At 59.9% G+C, this 16,728-nt stretch carries 14 protein-coding genes; 7 read left to right on the top strand and 7 right to left on the bottom strand.

Annotation, left to right across the window (positions count from 1 at the left end):
* Positions 1 to 127: 127 nt before the first annotated feature.
* From BSG20_RS06680 to BSG20_RS06665, 4 genes are all read right to left on the bottom strand, one after another.
* A complete protein-coding gene (locus tag BSG20_RS06680; RefSeq protein ID WP_072372559.1) occupies positions 128 to 1,432 on the bottom strand; it encodes a L,D-transpeptidase family protein in 1,305 nt (434 codons plus the stop codon).
* Positions 1,433 to 1,818: 386 nt separating this feature from the next.
* Complete coding sequence (locus BSG20_RS06675) at positions 1,819 to 2,664, bottom strand: glycosyl transferase (RefSeq protein ID WP_072372698.1); 846 nt, start codon at positions 2,662 to 2,664, stop codon at positions 1,819 to 1,821.
* A gap of 186 nt (positions 2,665 to 2,850) precedes the next feature.
* The gene (gene ldtR / locus BSG20_RS06670; RefSeq protein ID WP_007801049.1) at positions 2,851 to 3,366 is read right to left on the bottom strand and encodes a transcriptional regulator LdtR; all 516 of its coding nucleotides are present in this window, start codon (positions 3,364 to 3,366) and stop codon (positions 2,851 to 2,853) included.
* A gap of 129 nt (positions 3,367 to 3,495) precedes the next feature.
* Positions 3,496 to 3,933, bottom strand: coding sequence for a DUF6163 family protein (locus BSG20_RS06665; RefSeq protein ID WP_024316614.1), 438 nt, complete (start codon positions 3,931 to 3,933; stop codon positions 3,496 to 3,498).
* Positions 3,934 to 4,067: 134 nt separating this feature from the next.
* Here BSG20_RS06665 and hemB point away from each other — a divergent pair, with 134 nt between their 5' ends.
* The 4 genes from hemB to BSG20_RS06645 all read left to right on the top strand — a co-directional run bounded on the left by hemB (position 4,068) and on the right by BSG20_RS06645 (position 7,458).
* Positions 4,068 to 5,081, top strand: coding sequence for a porphobilinogen synthase (gene hemB, locus BSG20_RS06660; RefSeq protein ID WP_072372556.1), 1,014 nt, complete (start codon positions 4,068 to 4,070; stop codon positions 5,079 to 5,081).
* Positions 5,082 to 5,155: 74 nt separating this feature from the next.
* Positions 5,156 to 5,614, top strand: coding sequence for an RDD family protein (locus tag BSG20_RS06655; protein WP_024316616.1), 459 nt, complete (start codon positions 5,156 to 5,158; stop codon positions 5,612 to 5,614).
* Between the two features lie 179 nt (positions 5,615 to 5,793).
* Positions 5,794 to 6,570 (top strand): arginyltransferase, encoded by a 777-nt coding sequence (locus tag BSG20_RS06650; RefSeq protein ID WP_072372553.1) that lies wholly within the window; start codon positions 5,794 to 5,796, stop codon positions 6,568 to 6,570.
* Positions 6,571 to 7,458: a DMT family transporter gene (locus BSG20_RS06645; protein ID WP_072372550.1), complete on the top strand. Its 888-nt coding sequence runs from the start codon at positions 6,571 to 6,573 to the stop codon at positions 7,456 to 7,458.
* Here BSG20_RS06645 and BSG20_RS06640 read toward each other — a convergent pair.
* Together BSG20_RS06640 and parC are read right to left on the bottom strand one after the other, a co-directional pair.
* The gene (locus tag BSG20_RS06640; protein WP_024316619.1) at positions 7,397 to 7,906 is read right to left on the bottom strand and encodes an SRPBCC family protein; all 510 of its coding nucleotides are present in this window, start codon (positions 7,904 to 7,906) and stop codon (positions 7,397 to 7,399) included. The genes BSG20_RS06645 and BSG20_RS06640 overlap by 62 nt on opposite strands.
* Before the next feature lie 156 nt (positions 7,907 to 8,062).
* The gene (gene parC / locus BSG20_RS06635) at positions 8,063 to 10,318 is read right to left on the bottom strand and encodes a DNA topoisomerase IV subunit A (RefSeq protein ID WP_072372547.1); all 2,256 of its coding nucleotides are present in this window, start codon (positions 10,316 to 10,318) and stop codon (positions 8,063 to 8,065) included.
* 236 nt (positions 10,319 to 10,554) lie between these two features.
* Between parC and BSG20_RS06630 the strand changes: the two genes are divergently transcribed.
* Entirely contained in the window at positions 10,555 to 11,742 is a 1,188-nt protein-coding gene (locus tag BSG20_RS06630; protein WP_072372544.1) for an AsmA family protein, read from the top strand.
* A 173-nt stretch (positions 11,743 to 11,915) separates the two neighbouring features.
* Here BSG20_RS06630 and aspS read toward each other — a convergent pair whose 3' ends face one another.
* Positions 11,916 to 13,706 carry an aspartate--tRNA ligase gene (gene aspS, locus BSG20_RS06625; protein ID WP_072372695.1) on the bottom strand — a complete coding sequence of 597 codons (1,791 nt, stop codon included), beginning with the start codon at positions 13,704 to 13,706 and terminating at the stop codon, positions 11,916 to 11,918.
* Between the two features lie 271 nt (positions 13,707 to 13,977).
* Here aspS and BSG20_RS06615 point away from each other — a divergent pair, with 271 nt between their 5' ends.
* Complete coding sequence (locus BSG20_RS06615) at positions 13,978 to 15,369, top strand: multicopper oxidase family protein (protein WP_072372538.1); 1,392 nt, start codon at positions 13,978 to 13,980, stop codon at positions 15,367 to 15,369.
* Positions 15,370 to 15,452: 83 nt separating this feature from the next.
* On the top strand, positions 15,453 to 16,598 hold the full coding sequence (gene rnd, locus BSG20_RS06610) for a ribonuclease D (RefSeq protein WP_072372535.1): 1,146 nt from the start codon (positions 15,453 to 15,455) through the stop codon (positions 16,596 to 16,598).
* Positions 16,599 to 16,728: the final 130 nt, after the last annotated feature.

The raw sequence follows: 16,728 nt of genomic DNA, 5'->3' as shown, positions 1-16,728 counted from the left end.
ACGCGCAACAAAGACCGCGCCTAGCTCACCTCTACCTCACTGTGCTTATCACAGGAATCCAGCAGAGGGACGGAAACACAAAAAAACCGCGCCTCCCAGCGCGGTTTCACAATTCAAATGCATGAAGCTACTGAACCGGCTGCTCGGTGCCCGCCGTCGTGTCGAGCGCGAGCTCGGCATTGCCATCGAGCTGGTAGATATCGTCGCGGAACTGCACGACGCCATCGGGCATGCCCCAGGCTGAGATGTAAACGAAGTAAACCGGCACTTCTTCAGCGAGTTTGATCGGCGTGTTGACGCGGGTCGTGATGACCTGCTCCATCTGCTGGCGCGACCACGGCGAGGTCTCGCGAAGCAACCACGTCGTCAGGTCGCGAACATTCTGAACGCGGACACAACCGGAGGACTCAAAGCGCATGAGCTTGTTGAAAAGGCCCTGCTGCGGCGTGTCATGCATGTACTCGCCGTTCTTGTTGTAGAAATTGATCTTCGTGGAGGCCATCGCGTTGGTCTTGCCTGGGTCCTGACGGAACATCAGGTTTGGCGCCTTCTCGGCATTCCAGTCGACCGTTTCCGGCGCCACCTCATTGCCCTTGCCGTCAATCAGGCGAATGGCATTCTTCTCGAGGTAGGTCGGATCCTTGCGCATCAGCGGCACGATGTCCTTTTCGACGATCGAACGCGGTGCCGTCCAGTACGGATTGAGGATGACCTCGTAGATCTTCGAGTTGACGAGATGCGTGGGACGGCTGATGCGGCCGACGACGGCTGCATGGCGCGTGGCAACGCTGCCGTCTTCGACCGCCTCGACATAAGCCGCCGGAATGTTGACCATCACATGGCGGCGTCCCAGTTCTTCCGGGAACGTCTGAATGCGGATGAGGTTGGTGTTGAGTTGCTGCAGACGAACGTCAGCCGGAATGTTCATGGCCTTCAAGGTGAACTCGCCGATGACACCGTCAGCCGGAAGGCCGTGGCGCGCCTGGAAGCGCTTGACGGCGCCGTCGACATAAGAGTCGAATGCGCTGGAAATGCCCGCTTCGCGTGGCAGGTCGCCGGTGATAATCAGGCGCTGACGAAGGCTCTGGACGGCCGGATCAGTCACACCGATCTGCAGACGCTGCTGGCTTGGGCTCACTTCCGGCCAGCCGCCCGCGGAAGCGATCTGCTGATACTGGGCGATCGCCTGCTGGATGCTCGGCACCGACTGCGGCCCGAGAATCGGCGTGTTCGAAACGACGGCTGTCGCCGTGCGGGATGCAGCCTTCGCATCGAACTGGTCGTCCCAATCGCCGCGCTGCGGAGCATTGATGAGCGAATCGATGGCCGATTGCGCGAATGCGGGGGCTGCCAGGGCGCCCGCGCCAACCATTGCCGCAGACGTCAGAAACGCGCGACGAGAGAAAGCTTCAATTCCGATTTTCTTCGACATTCATCCCAACCACTAAATTGCCGCTGCTTGTAAGACCGGCGGCCTTCGCTATCCCTGCGAGAACGCAAATCTCTATCAACCCGTCGCCACGGCGCATCGCACAATCTCTCTGCCGGCGATCACGTGATCGCAAGCAGGGAGCGCGAGGTTATCGGACCTCAATTGGGAAGCGCCATTTGCCGTGTATTTCCGCTGACATGCTAATATGGCCAATTCGTGTCGCCCTGCACCACGCTCAACCGTCGGTGGCGGGCGATGCGCGAAAAACCATACCGATCCTCAGAATGTGGCGGTTAATAGCGGCTAAAAAACGGCTTGAATACAGGCGATTATGCTTGCCTGCCATGCGTTGCAAAGATGTCACGAAATCGCCGACGGGGTCCGGATTACTCGCGCCAGTGGTCGGCCACCCATGGCGTTGGGCGGATATAATGGCGCAGATAACGAAACAGCGACTTGTTTCTCCTGCGCTCGGGATCGAACATATGCGAGATGTGATCAAGCGGCGGCGCGGCACGCCCCTTCAGACCGAAGCGCCCTTCGACCGCGAACTGCGGATGAAAATCGCGTGGAAAGAGGATCACCCGGGCGTTCGCGGGAAGGCGCGGTGTCAGGAAATAATTCAGAGGGAAAGGCCAGCGGCAATCCTGCCTGAAGTGCAGGACCCAGCGGCGGGGAAAGAACGTTGCGCCACCGGGCGCATTTCGTGTCACGAAGCGCTGTTCGAATTCGTACTTGTCAGCCACGCCCTGCGGATCGGCGCGGAACGTCTCCTGCAACGGAACAAGCTTGCCGACCGGGAAGCGGAAGAGAGAGGTCTGCCCGAGGCGTTCGAACGGCGTCGTCTGGTTGCGCGACAGGATGACGTCATCCGGTTCGCCAACCTCGAAGAACGAGTCGAGAGAGCCGACAATCACCAGATCGAGGTCCAGGAACAGAACCGGGCCGCTCAAACTTCCAAGCTTCGGACCCCAAAGCCGCCCCTTGGGCCAGATGCCCTTCGTCCTCACCGGCATGTTCTCGACATCCAGCGGCGGCAGGTCCTCGCAGAGGATTTCTGGATTCAAGCCGGCGCGGTCGTCGGTAAAGCAAGTGAAAGTGAAGGGCGGCGTAATGTTGCGCTTCACCATGGCGTAGAGACGGTTGATGAAGGGGGCGCCGTACTTGGTTCCCCAGCTTATGCAGATGACCTGCTTCACCCCACCACTTGCAGCCAATACAGCTGACGTCATGACCTGCAACTCCTGGCTCACGCGAAAAACCCTAGATTCGTGCGGAAGTCATTATCAAGTCGGCGACGGAATATGTAGCCCCCGCAACGAGGCGCAGCAAACGGCGAAACGAGCGCCACGGAATACCGTTGCGCCCTTTCGTGCCTTGGAGGTCCATTAAGCCAGCAGGGACGTTGGCTTAAAAGATTACAGGCGATAGAGGATCTGGTCGTTCCAGAAGCGGTCCAGGCGGGTGAGCAGCTTGTTCATCTGCGTGAATTCGTCGGTGCCGATGCCGCCGACCTTGTCGATCGAGCCGATATGGCGTTCATAGAGCTTGGCGACGGTTTCGGCGATGTCCTGGCCCGTTTCCGTCAGGCTGATGCGGACCGAGCGACGGTCGATGCGCGAGCGCTGATGGTTGATGAAGCCGAGGTCGACCAGCTTCTTGACGTTGTAGGAGACGTTAGAGCCGAGATAGTAACCGCGAGAGCGAAGTTCGCCGGCGGTCAGCTCGGAGTTGCCGATATTGAAGAGAAGAAGCGCCTGGACGGCGTTGACGTCGCTGCGACCCTGACGGTCGAACTCATCCTTGATGACGTCGAGAAGACGGCGGTGAAGACGTTCAACAAGATGAAGGGATTCCATGTAAAGATCACGGATGCCCTGTTCCTGCTGGTCACGGAAGTTCGATACCGCCTGCGGCTTGATTTTCGTGTTCATGATGACTGCCTCACTGTTTGTTTGGCGGTGTTGGTTTTCTTCCCGCCTTGAGACAGACCCTATCGAATACAAATAAAATTCTACTTAAACCGCAGGCTTAACAGTGCCTTACCGGAAACCCGCATTGTATCAGGGTAAATCAACGCTTACCTGCTGGCGCCGCTTGCGCTTCTCGTACCAGAGGGCGGCACGGAATCCCAGGTAGACCAGGGCTACCGCAAAATGCAGCAGAACGATCAGCCGGTTGCCCCCGAAAATCTCCGGCATGAAGCCGTACATGATGATCTGTCCGCCTGCCGCGAGCACCCAGATAACCGGTCCCCAGGACACGGCAAGCCATAGCCCGAGAGACGCGACAGGGAAGAGAACGGCAAGGCAGGTGCTTGCGACCTTCCAGGGAAGGCTGAGCAGATCGAAGCGCCCTGCCCCCACAAGCGAATAGCCGACCAGCATCGCCCAATACTGCAATCCGAACCAGAAGCAGGAAATGGCGACAAGCCGCAGGAACAGGATGAAGAGAACGCTGGTCAGCGTCCGTTTCGGTATCGTCGGAGAATCAGCGTCCATGTCTCAAACAATAGGGTTGTGGTTGCGACTTCGCCAGCGCCTCATCGATTGCGGCCAATCGTCCGGTTTGGATTTCGGCGACGCCATGATAATGAGCGCTTCGACAATTGGAATGGCAAAAAGCTGGAACGACCATGCAGGACAAGACCCACCTCGTCGATGAAATCACCGGCCACCGGCGCATGCGCCGCAACCGCAAGGCCGATTGGACACGCCGCCTCGTGCAGGAAAACCGCCTGACGGTCGACGATCTCATCTGGCCGGTTTTCGTCGTGCCGGGCACCGGCATCGTCGAGCCGATACCGGCGATGCCTGGCGTCAACCGCATGAGCGTTGACAAGCTCGTCGAAGCCGCGAAAGAAGCGGCTGACCTCGGCATCCCGGCGATCGCGACCTTCCCCAATATCGAGATGGAACTGCGCGACGAAACCGGCTCGAACAGTCTCGAAGCCAACAACTTGATCAACCAGGCAACGACCGCGATCAAGAAGGCCGTGCCCGGCATCGGCGTAATCACGGATGTGGCGCTCGATCCTTTCACGAGCCATGGCCATGACGGGATCCTGCGACAGGGCGAGATCGTCAACGACGAGACGGTCGATCAGGTCGCGCGCGCAGCCGTGATCCAGGCCGATGCCGGATCGGACATCATTTCCCCCTCGGAGATGATGGACGGCAGAATCGGTGCCATCCGCCGCGCGCTCGATGCCGCAGGGCATCAGAACGTCGGCATCATGAGCTATGCCACAAAATTTGCCTCGGCTTTCTACGGCCCCTACCGCGAGGCGATCTCGACCGGCGGACTGCTCAAGGGCGACAAGAAGACCTATTACATCGATCCGGCAAACGGCACCGAAGCGATCCGCGACGCCGCGCTTGACGTGGAGGAAGGCGCCGACATGCTGATGGTCAAGCCAGGACTGCCCTATCTCGACATCTGCTGGCGCATGAAGGAGGCCTTCGGTCTGCCGACCTTCGCCTATCAGGTTTCCGGTGAGTACACACAGATCAAGGCTGCCGCGATGAATGGCTGGATCGACGGCGAGCGCGCGATGCTTGAAACCCTGCTGTCATTCAAGCGTGCGGGCTGCGATGGCATCCTCACCTATTTTGCGGTCGAGGTGGCGAGGATCCTCACCAAGCGCTGATTGCGCCCAATATTGCATTTGCGGGAAGCGATACCATATCAGCGGCATCGTTTTCTCGAAAGGAGACCGCAACGATGACGCTCACTCCCAACCCGCTTTATGCTGCACCGGACGACTGGCGCGCCTATAGCGGCACGCTGAGCCGTCGTGTCTTCGCATTCATCCTCGACTACGTGATCGTCCTGCTGCTCTGCATCCCGGCAGCAGTCGTGCTTTTCTTCTTGTCGATCGTCACACTGGGGCTTGGATTCTTTCTTTATCCGGCGCTGTTCCTGATCGTCGCGGGCCTCTATTTCGGTTTTACGGTGGGCGGCCCCAATCAAGCCTCTCTGGGCATGCGCGCAATGGGGATTGCGATCGTGCGTGTCGATGGGCAGCGGATGGACTTTCTGACCGCCATCGTTCACCTGGCGCTTTTCTGGATCCTGAACTCCGTTCTGACGCCGCTGATTCTGCTGGTCGGCCTGTTCACCGAGCGCAGCCGGTTGATCCACGATTTTCTGGTGGGCACCGTCACGGTACGCACCGCCTGATCAGGGCCGCTACAGGCTAAAATAAACGCTGCTCCTGGCCTTTGCCGGGGGCCTTTCGGCGCCATATCCAAAAGTATAACGCGCGACATGGGGCAGAAGACTGGCCCCGCTGTTGACGTTTTTCATTCTTAAGTCATCCTGTCAGACAAGCAACGAACCGAAGGAAATCTCCGCAACAGATGAATACGCAGACGACGCCATCACCGCAGTTTTATCTGACTGCTCCGGCTGCGTGCCCTTATCTGGCCCACGAGATGGAACGCAAGGTCTTTACACATCTCGTTGGCCCCCGCGCAGCGGAGATGAACGATATCCTGACACAAGGCGGCTTTCGCCGGTCGCAGAACATTGCCTATCGACCGGCCTGCGAGGCCTGCCGTGCCTGCATTTCCGTCCGTATCCTCGCGCAGGAGTTCCTGCCGACGAAATCGATGAAGCGGGTGCTGGCGACGAATGCCGATATCATCTCCACCGAATTCCCCGCTCAGCCCTCCAGCGAGCAATATTCGCTATTCCGACGCTATCTCGACTTTCGCCACCAACAGGGCGGAATGTCCGACATGACCGTGCTCGACTATGCCATCATGGTCGAGGATACACATGTGAACACCAAGATCATCGAGTATCGGCTGCGAAAGGAAGGCGCTGGCCTCGAAGAGCGCCCGACGGGTGAGCTGCTGGCCGCCGCTCTCACAGATACGATGAGCGATGGCCTGTCCATGGTCTATTCCTACTTCAATCCTGACATGGATCGACGTTCCCTTGGCACGTTTATGATTCTTGATCACATCAAGCGCACAAAGGCTTTGGGTCTTCCGCACGTCTACCTGGGCTACTGGGTTCAAGGGTCGCGGAAAATGGACTACAAGACTCGATTCCAGCCACAGGAGCACCTGACTTCGCGCGGCTGGGAACGTTTCGATCCCTCCACAAGGCCCGAAAGCACACGCTACTAAATGCCCCTCCCTGCCCTTTCCGATCATCGGAAGGGTCTGCTGCTGACGGCGATCGGCGGCCTGGCTCTTTCCATGGACATTCCGCTGGTACGCCTTGCACACGGAGACATGTGGTCGATCCTCGGCATGCGCAGCCTCACGACGGTTGCCGTCGCGCTGCTGGTGATCTGCCTTACCAGATACGTCAAAGGCACGTGGCCGGTGCTCGTGCCCGGCAGGCACGGCCTTGCGGCGGGACTGCTCTATGGCTGTTCGACGCTGACCTTCCTGCTTGCCGTCTTCAATACGGCAACAGCCAACGTGGTCTTCATCGTCGCGTTCAATCCGATGTTCGGAGCGCTTCTATCATGGGTGTTCCTCAAGGAACGCCCTTTGATATCCACTCTCGTCACCATGGCGGTGATGGTGTTGGGTGTCGGCTTGATCGTGCATGATGGATTGGCCAGCGGCCATGTCTTTGGTGATGCCATGGCGCTGCTCAGCGCCTTTATCCTTGCATCGGCGATTACGGTCGGCCGGGCATCACGCCGGGACATGGGCTTCGTGCCTCTGCTTGCCGCCGCCCTTCCCGCCATCCTCGGCTTTGCCAAGGCATTGCCGAGCGGGCTCGCCATAGAACATCCGGCCTGGATCATCCTCAATGGCGCACTTCTGATGCCGGTTGCCTTTTGGTGCCTCGCCACGGGACCACGCTATCTTTCAGCGCCCGAAGTCGGCATGTTCTATCTGCTCGAAACCGTCCTGGCTCCGATCTGGATCTGGCTGGTCTTCGCGGAAACGCCCCCGACGATGACGCTCACCGGCGGCGCGATCCTGGTCTTTGCGATTATGGCGCACTCGCTTTGGATGGTTCGGAGGCAGCCTGGGCGACAATCTCTGGCGCATTGACCACCTGCATCGCCTCGAGCTCGCGTTCAAGCCCTTGCATCACATGAACCCAGCCCTGTCGCGTCTGCTCCTCGAACTGCCCCCATTCGGCGCACATTTCGTGTGAGAGTGTCAACCGCGTGCCTTCGGCCAGTGGTTCGATGTCGATCTGGATTCGATCGGCGTTGTGGTCATGCTCCGCTGCCGAGAAGCAGAAGACCATTCGCCGCGGCCGGCGCAATTCCAGAAACACGCCGTAATGGACCGCATCACCTGTCGGACGCCGGTCGATGACGAGAAAATGGCCGCCGACCTTCGGATCGATATCGGCGCGGATAACGCGGCCTTCGTCGCTCGCGAAGAGGAATCGTTTTGCGATTTGCGGGTTCAGCCATGCGTCATAGACAGCGCAGGGCGAGGCATTGAAACTATGCGCAACGTTCAAGGTGATGGTATTGCAAGCACTCATCAACATTCCTCCGTGATCGGACATGACGTTCTGCCTGAAGCGCCACATTCGATCATTCCGTCCGCCTGCGGAATGATGTCTGTCCATGTTGTGATTACAGGACAGAGGTAGAGGAGTTGCCTCGCTCGCCAAGAGCGAGGCCAGGATTTTTTTGTCTTAGCCGGCAAACTTGCCGCTGCGCGGAAAGCCCTTCGGAACGGTGCGGCCGGCTGTCGCGCGATCAGCGAGCCATTCGGCAAGCTCGTCCTTGTTCTTGGTGAAGGTGCGGCCGGCGCTGTCTTCCCAGACGAGCCCGTCAGCGATCGCGAAGCAGCGCACGTCCGAGATGCCGCCATCCTTGTAGCGCTGCAGGCGAACGCCCTTGCCGCGACCCATTTCCGGCACCTGCGCCAGTGGAAAGGCGAGCAGCTTGCGGTTCTCGCCGACGACGGCGACATGGTCGCCGCTGACGGGAACGATCAGCTTCGTCTCATCAGGCATGGAGACGTTCATGATCTGCTTGCCCTTGCGGGTATTGGCCACCATGTCGGCTTCCGCAACGACGAAGCCGTTGCCGGCCATCGAGACGATCATCTGCTTGCGGGCCGGATCGTGCACAAAGGCGGTCAGGACGTCCTGATCGTTTTCCATGTCGATCATGATGCGCAGCGGTTCGCCGTGGCCTCGACCGCCAGGCAGCTTGTCGCCGCCGAGGGTGAAGGCCTTGCCACCTGTCGTGATGACGAGGATCTTGTCGGTCGTCTGCGCCGGGAAGGCAACCTTCAGCGCGTCGCCTTCCTTGAAGGTCAAGGTCGCGGTGTCGGAGATGTGCCCCTTCAGGGCGCGGATCCAACCCTTTTCGGAGACGACCACGGTGATCGGTTCTTTCTCGATCATCGCCTGCTGGATGGCCTGCTCGTCGGCCTCGGGTGCCTCGGCGAACTGGGTGCGGCGGCGGCCGAGCTCGGTCGCTTTCGCGAACTTCTTCTTCACCTCGCCGATTTCCCAGGCGACCGTCTGCCACTGCTTTTCGTCCGATGCCAGCAGGGCCTCGATCTCGCCCTTCTCCTTGGTGAGTTCGTCGAACTCCGTGCGGATCTCGAACTCCTCGAGCTTGCGCAACGAGCGCAATCGCATGTTCAGGATCGCTTCGACCTGATTGTCGGTAAGCGACCAGCGCGCGATCATCACCGGTTTCGGCTCGTCCTCTTCGCGGATGATGCGGATGACTTCATCGATGTTTAGGTAAGCGATCAGCAAGCCGCCGAGGATTTCTAGGCGCCGGTCAATGGCGGCCAGACGGAAGCGCGAGCGGCGCTGCAGCACTTCGCGCCGATGGTCGAGCCATTCCTTCAGCACCTCATTCAGAGCCATGACGCGCGGGATGCGCCCCATCGAAAGAACGTTCATGTTTAGCGGGAAGCGGCTTTCCAGCTCCGTTAGCTTGAACATGGATTCCATCAGGATCGTCGGGTCGACCGTGCGGTTCTTCGGCACCAGCACGACGCGAACGTCTTCAGCGGATTCGTCCCGGATGTCCTCGAGCAAGGGCAGCTTGCGCGCCAGCAGCAGTTCGGCGATCTTTTCGATCAGCCGGGACTTCTGCACTTGAAACGGGATTTCGGTGACGATGATCTGGTAGCCGCCGCGGCCGAGATCCTCGATCTCCCACTTGGCGCGTGTGCGGAAACCGCCACGGCCGGTCTTGTAGGCCTCGATGATGCTTTCACGGCCGTCGATGATAATGCCGCCAGTCGGGAAGTCCGGACCGGGAATGAACTCGACCAGTTTCTCCACCGTAGCGTCGGGGTGCTTGATGAGGTGAAGCGCGGCATCACATAGCTCGTGGACATTGTGCGAGGGAATCGACGTTGCCATGCCGACCGCAATACCGGACGAACCGTTCGCGAGCAGGTTCGGGAAGGCGCCCGGCAGAACGACCGGCTCTTCGTCTTCCTCGTTGTAGGTTAGCCGGAAATCGACCGCATCCTGTTCGATGCCATCGAGCAGCAGACCCGCGACCTCGGTCATGCGCGCTTCGGTATATCGATAGGCGGCAGCGCTATCGCCGTCGATGTTGCCGAAGTTGCCCTGCCCGTCGACGACGGGATAGCGCTGCGAGAAATCCTGCGCGAGGCGCACCAGCGCATCGTAAACCGACTGGTCGCCATGCGGATGGAACTTACCGATGACGTCGCCGACGATACGGGCGCATTTCTTGAAGGCGGAGTTGGGCCGAATGCCCATTTCGCTCATGGCGTGAATGATACGGCGGTGCACCGGCTTCAAGCCATCACGCACATCCGGGAGTGCGCGGTGCATGATGGTCGATAGCGCATAGGCAAGGTATCGCTCTTCGAGCGCCGCCTTCAGATCGACCGGAAGGATACTATCGTCGTCTCCGCCAGAGGGCGGCAAAATCTCTTGTCCCATGTGTCCTGACTAGCCGAGATGACCCTTTTGAGCAAGGAATCCGGGCATTCCGGCTGTGGATGAAGTCTTCGAAGGACAGGAAAAGAGTGCACCGCGACACTTTGCCTGAATTTGGTCGTTGTTTCGTTTTCCCTTCAACACAAATTTAGAAATCCGCAAATATAAACCGCGATTGAACCACAGTAGATCGGCCACGAATTGAGCCGTCGCTACGCACCGCCACTAGGGGACCCCAGATGACTTTTTACCGGACGACACGGCTGATGCTTTCGGGCGTTGCCTTTCTTTCTCTCGCCGGCTCCGCCTTCGCTCTCGATGGCCAGGATCTGCTGAAGAAGATCAATGCGGCCTATAGCCAGCAGGGCGGCACAATCGTTGCCGATAGTGTCAATGTCGACGGCACGACCGTGACGCTGAAGAAGGCGAGCTTCAAGGCAAACAGCGGCGAAGCGGTGTCGATCGGCGACATCACTATGACGGGCGTCGAAGCAGACGACGACGGCGGCTATTATGTCGAGGAAGCGTCCTTCCCGAACATCAGCGCCACGAGCGAAGGCGCCACCTTCACGGCATCCGATCTGACGCTTAACGGCATTTCGATCCCTGCCGATCCGAGGGGCGAAGGGCTCGACGCCATGCTGCTCTACGAGAACGCCCACAGCGGCCCGGTGAAGGTCGTCCAGAACGGCGCCGAGCTCTTCTCGATTGCCGAAAGCGACGTCAACCTGACGCTTCGCGAAGACGAGTCCGGCTTCGATTTCGATGGTGCCTTCAAGGGCCTGAACGCCGATCTCAGCAAGGCAAGCGACGCTCAGAGCAAGGAAGCGATCGACAAGCTGGCGCTGCAGCACATCCAAGGCGACATCACCATGAAGGGCGCTTGGGAACTGACACCCGGCACGATCGACGTTTCGGAATTCGCATTCGACTTCAACAATATCGGCAAGCTGAACCTCGCCTTCAAAATCTCCGGCTACACCATGCCCTTCATAAAGTCGCTGCAGGAAGCCGCCAAGCAGGCCGAAGCGAACCAGAACAAGGAAGAAGCCCAGCAGGCTCTCGGCCTCTCGATGCTCGGACTGATGCAGCAGCTGTCGTTTGAAAGCGCCCAGATCCGCTTCGACGACGCCTCCATCACCAAGCGCGCGCTCGACTACGCCGGCAGCCAGCAGAATATCTCCGGCCAGCAGATGGCGGATTCGCTGAAGGCGATGACGCCGATCATGCTGGCGCAGCTCAACATTCCGGAGCTACAGAACGCCGTGTCGGCGGCCGTCAATACCTTCCTCGACGACCCGAAGAACTTGACGCTTGCCGCTGCTCCGGCAAAGCCCGTACCGTTCCCGATGATCATGGGGGCCGCGATGGGGGCACCGAACACGCTGCCGCAGGTTCTCGGCGTGAAGGTTTCGGCCAACGATTGATGTGCCGAGCTTGAGTATTTGAAACCCGGCGCGCAATTGCCCGCCGGGTTTCTTGTATTTGCGAGCTGACCGTCACCTGGATGCTCGGCGATCTACGCTGCGATCTGATCGGCCCTAGAAACAAAAAAGCCGGCGAAATCGATCGCCGGCTTTTTGTGTTCAAACAGACCTGCTCAGTCCTTCTTGACCGGCGGAATCGGGCGGATCGCCAGTTCGCGCAGCTGCGTCGGCGTCGCCGGCGTCGGAGCGCCCATGAGCAGATCCTGCGCCTGCTGGTTCATCGGGAACAGCGAGATTTCGCGCAGGTTCTTGGCGCCAACGAGCAGCATGACGATACGATCGATGCCGAAGGCCATGCCGCCATGCGGCGGGGCGCCGTACTGGAAGGCGCGGTAGAGGCCACCGAACTGCTCCTCGACTTCCGCCTGCGACTTACCGGTCAATTCAAAGGCCTTGACCATGACTTCCGGCAGCTGGTTACGGATCGATCCCGAAGCGATCTCGAAGCCGTTGCAGACCATGTCGTATTGGAAAGCCTTGATCGACAACGGATCGGCACCGCTGAGCGCTTCCATGCCGCCCTGCGGCATCGAGAACGGATTGTGGGCGAAGTCGATCTTCTTTTCCTCTTCCAACCATTCGTAGAACGGGAAATCGACGATCCAGCAGCATTCGAAGCGATCGCGATCGACGAGGTTCAGTTCCTCACCAGCCCTGGTGCGGGCTTCCCCGGCGAACTTGTAGAATTTCGCAGGGTCGCCAGCGACGAAGAAGCAGGCGTCACCGTCATCGAGGCCGAGTTGGGTGCGGATCGCGTCGGTGCGCTCCTCACCGATGTTCTTGGCGAGCGGACCGGCGCCTTCGAGCTTGTCCCCTTCCTTGCGCCAGAAGATGTAGCCGAGGCCCGGCTGACCCTGGCTCTGCGCCCAGGCGTTCATGCGGTCGCAGAAGGCGCGGGAGCCGCCGGTCTTGGCCGGAATAGCCCAGACCTCGACCTTCGGGTTCGAGGCAATCATGTTGGCAAAGACCTTGAAGCCGGAGCCGTCAAAATGCTCGGTGACGGCCTGCATCTCGATCGGGTTGCGCAGATCCGGCTTGTCGGAGCCGTACTTGCGCATCGCGGTCTCATATGGAATGCGCGGGAACGTTTCCGTCACCGGCTTGCCGTCTGCGAACTCGACGAAGATGTCGCGAATGACCGGCTCCATCGTGTTCCAGACATCTTCCTGCTCGACGAAGCTCATTTCGAGGTCGAGCTGGTAGAATTCGCCCGGCAGGCGGTCGGCGCGCGGGTCTTCGTCGCGGAAGCACGGCGCGATCTGGAAGTAGCGGTCGAAACCGGCGACCATCAGCAGTTGCTTGTACTGCTGCGGCGCCTGCGGCAGCGCGTAGAACGTGCCGGGATGAATCCGGCTCGGCACGAGGAAGTCGCGTGCGCCTTCCGGCGAAGAGGCCGTCAGGATGGGCGTCGTGTATTCGGTGAAGCCGATATTGCCCATCTCGCGGCGCATGGCTGAAATGACCTGCGTGCGCTTGACAATGTTCTTGTGCAGCGTCTCGCGGCGCAGATCGAGGAAGCGGTACTTCAGGCGCACGTCTTCCGGATAGTCAGGTTCGCCGAAGACCGGCAGCGGCAATTCCTTGGCAGCGGAGAGCACCTCGATCTCCTGCGCGTAAAGTTCGATCTCGCCGGTCGCCATGTTCTTGTTGACGGTGTCTTCTGTACGAGCCTTGACGAGGCCGTCGATGCGAATGACCCACTCGCCGCGAACCAGTTCAGCCTGCTTGAAGGCGGGCGAATCCGGATCCGCGACCACCTGGGTGATGCCGTAGTGGTCTCGCAGGTCAATAAAGAGAACGCCGCCATGGTCACGAACACGGTGGACCCAGCCGGAAATCCGGACATTGGCGCCGACATCCGACTTGCGGAGGGCTGCACATGTGTGGCTGCGGTAACGATGCATCATCTCAATTCCCAGTATTTGGCTTAAAGACGGCGGCAAGGGGCTCCAATGGCTCTCCCGCGCCGACAAGAAAATCGGGCGGAAAAGCGCATGGACGGTCTGATTTGTCAAGGGTTGGAGCACCAAGCCTACGCTTTGAGAGCGGTTTATGGCAGTGGTGCAACCGCGGGATCGCAAACAGCCATGCGGCAGTTTGGCAATCCCGCGACATATTGCTGAAGCTCCCGGTCAACTTTAAAGAGGAACGATATCGTTCTCGTGGAGCCTTTACATGCCCCTCCTCACTCGCCGCAATCTCCTGAAAGCCTCTAGTGTCGCAGGAGCCTACGGCGTGGGCGTTGGGATAGCGGGGAAATTCGGGCTGGCGGAAGCAGCGCCAGAGCCGCAGATCCTGAAAGCGGTGAAGACGACGGCCAGTATTGCCGATGCCGGCGTCACGAACGACATCATGACCTGGGGTGACGGCGGCATGCCACCAGTGCTGCGGATGACGAAGGGCAAGCCCTATGCGGCTCGGCTGACGAACGCGCTCGACGAGCCGACGACGATCCACTGGCACGGTTTGAGAATCGCCAACAAGATGGACGGCGTGCCGTTCATGACGCAGCCCTACGTCTATACCGGCGACAGCTTCGACTACGCCTTCACGCCGCCGGACGCCGGCACCTTCTGGTATCACCCGCATTGCAACACTCTGACGCAGATGGGCCACGGTATGACGGGTGTCCTCGTGGTCGAGGATCCGGCTGACCCGACATTCGATGCCGAAGTGGTGCTCAATCTGCGCGACTGGCGTCTCGGCGGCGACGGCCAATTCATAGCGGCCTTCCGCCCGCGCGACGCGGCAAAGACCGGCACCTACGGGACGGTCAGGACGGCCAACTGGCACCGGGAGCCGCAATATGATGCGCCGGCCGGCGGTCTCATCCGGCTACGGATTGCCGTGACCGACGTCACCCGCATCTTCTCGCTGAAGATGGAAGGTGCCGAGGCAACCGTGATTGCGATCGACGGCAATCCCGTACCGAAACGCTTTCCGCTCGATCTGCTGCTGATCGGCCCCGGCCAGCGCCTCGATCTCGCCGTGCGGATGCCGGACAGCGAGGGCGCCATTGCGACACTCGAAGACATCAGGGGCACGACGCCGAAGACGATCGCCAAGCTTAGGGCTGTCGGAACATCGTTGAAGCGTCATGTCGGCGATCTCGCCACGCTCGGCGAAAACCCGGTCGCCAAGGCCGATCTGTCCTCGGCACAGAAGATACCGCTCATTCTCAGCGCCACGGCCGAAAGCGCGCCTGCCGACAGCATCTGCGGCACACTCGGCTACAGCTTCTGGGCCATCAACAAGGTGCCGTGGCCGGGCGACACACCTGACCCGACGGCGCCGCTGGCGGAACTGAAGCTCGGCAAGAGCTACATCCTGCAGCTCGAGAACGTGACGCCACATACGCATCCCATCCACCTGCACGGCATGAGCTTTACCGTGCTGTCGTCCTCGACGCGCAATGTCATGCCACTCATCAGCGACACCTATCTCGTCCAACCGGATGAAAAGGTCCAGCTCGCCTTCGTTGCCGACAGTCCGGGCGATTGGCTGCTGCACTGCCACATCATCGAGCATCAAAAGACCGGCATGACCAGTTATGTTAGAGTTGTTTGACAGGTCTTTGCGGGTTCTAGTTGACATATCCGGCCGAAAGGAGAAGGAAGGTTCAACTATGTCTATCCTGCGAATGAATTGAGATGATCGAAACAACCGCCGATTTGGAGGCGGCCTGCAAAGAGCTGGCCAAGTCAGAATTCATTACCATCGACACCGAGTTTCTCCGAGAGACCACGTTCTGGCCGGAACTCTGCTTAATCCAGATGGCAAGCCCGACGACGGAAGTGCTGGTCGATCCGTTGGCGAAGGGTCTCGACCTCACGCCGTTTTTCGAGTTGATGGCCAATCCTGCCGTGCTGAAGGTCTTCCATGCCGCGCGCCAGGATATCGAGATCATCCACAACCGCGGCGGTCTCATCCCGCATCCGATCTTCGATACGCAGGTTGCCGCGATGGTTTGCGGTTTCGGAGACTCCGTCTCCTATGACCAGCTCGTCAGCCGCACCAAGGGCGTTCAGATCGACAAATCCTCGCGCTTCACCGACTGGAGCCGCCGGCCGCTTTCGGAAAAGCAGCTGGACTACGCTCTTGCCGACGTGACGCATCTGCGCGACGTCTACCTCTATCTCAAAGCCGAGCTGGAACGCGAAGGCCGCTCGTCCTGGCTTCGGGAGGAGATGGATATCCTCGAGGCCCGCGAGACCTACGACATGCATCCAGACGATGCCTGGCAGCGGCTGAAAATGCGCCTGCGCAAGCCACAGGAGCTTGCCATCCTGAAGTATGTCGCTGCCTGGCGCGAGCGCGAGGCGCGCTCCCGCAACGTCCCTCGGTCGCGGGTGCTGAAGGACGACGCGATCTACGAAATCGCCCAGCAGCAGCCGAAGGACGCTGAAGCGCTCGGTCGCCTGCGCACGATCCCGAAGGGTTGGGAGCGATCCGCCACCGGTGCCGCCGTCGTCGAAGCCGTCAATGCAGCGCTTGCGTTGCCGAAGGCCGAGATGCCGCATGCACCACGACAGACGCAGCCGCCCGAAGGCGCAGCAGCCGCCGCCGAACTGCTGAAGGTCCTGTTGAAGCTGATCTCGGAAAAACATGGCGTCGCACCGAAGGTGATTGCCAACAGCGAGGATCTCGACAAGATCGCCGCCGAAGGCGAGAACGCCGAAGTCGCGGCGCTCCATGGCTGGCGGCGGGAGCTTTTCGGCGAGCCGGCGCTGCAGCTCATCCAGGGCCAGGTCGCTCTTCGCTTCGTCGGCAAGAGGGTGGAGGCGGTGGCGCTCTAGGCGCCATCAAGCGGACTTTTTTGCGCGCATAGTCATTTCCAGATCTATTCGATCAAGGAAACCAACCTAGTGTGCCTTTCGGAAACACCCGACGTTTCCTATATGCCCTAGGTATCCGCGACGACGCGGC

The organism is Rhizobium tibeticum, from assembly GCF_900110205.1.
Taxonomy (GTDB): domain Bacteria; phylum Pseudomonadota; class Alphaproteobacteria; order Rhizobiales; family Rhizobiaceae; genus Rhizobium; species Rhizobium tibeticum.
The sequence above is the reverse complement of the archived record's forward strand: the minus strand, read 5'-3'. Positions and strand labels throughout refer to the sequence as shown.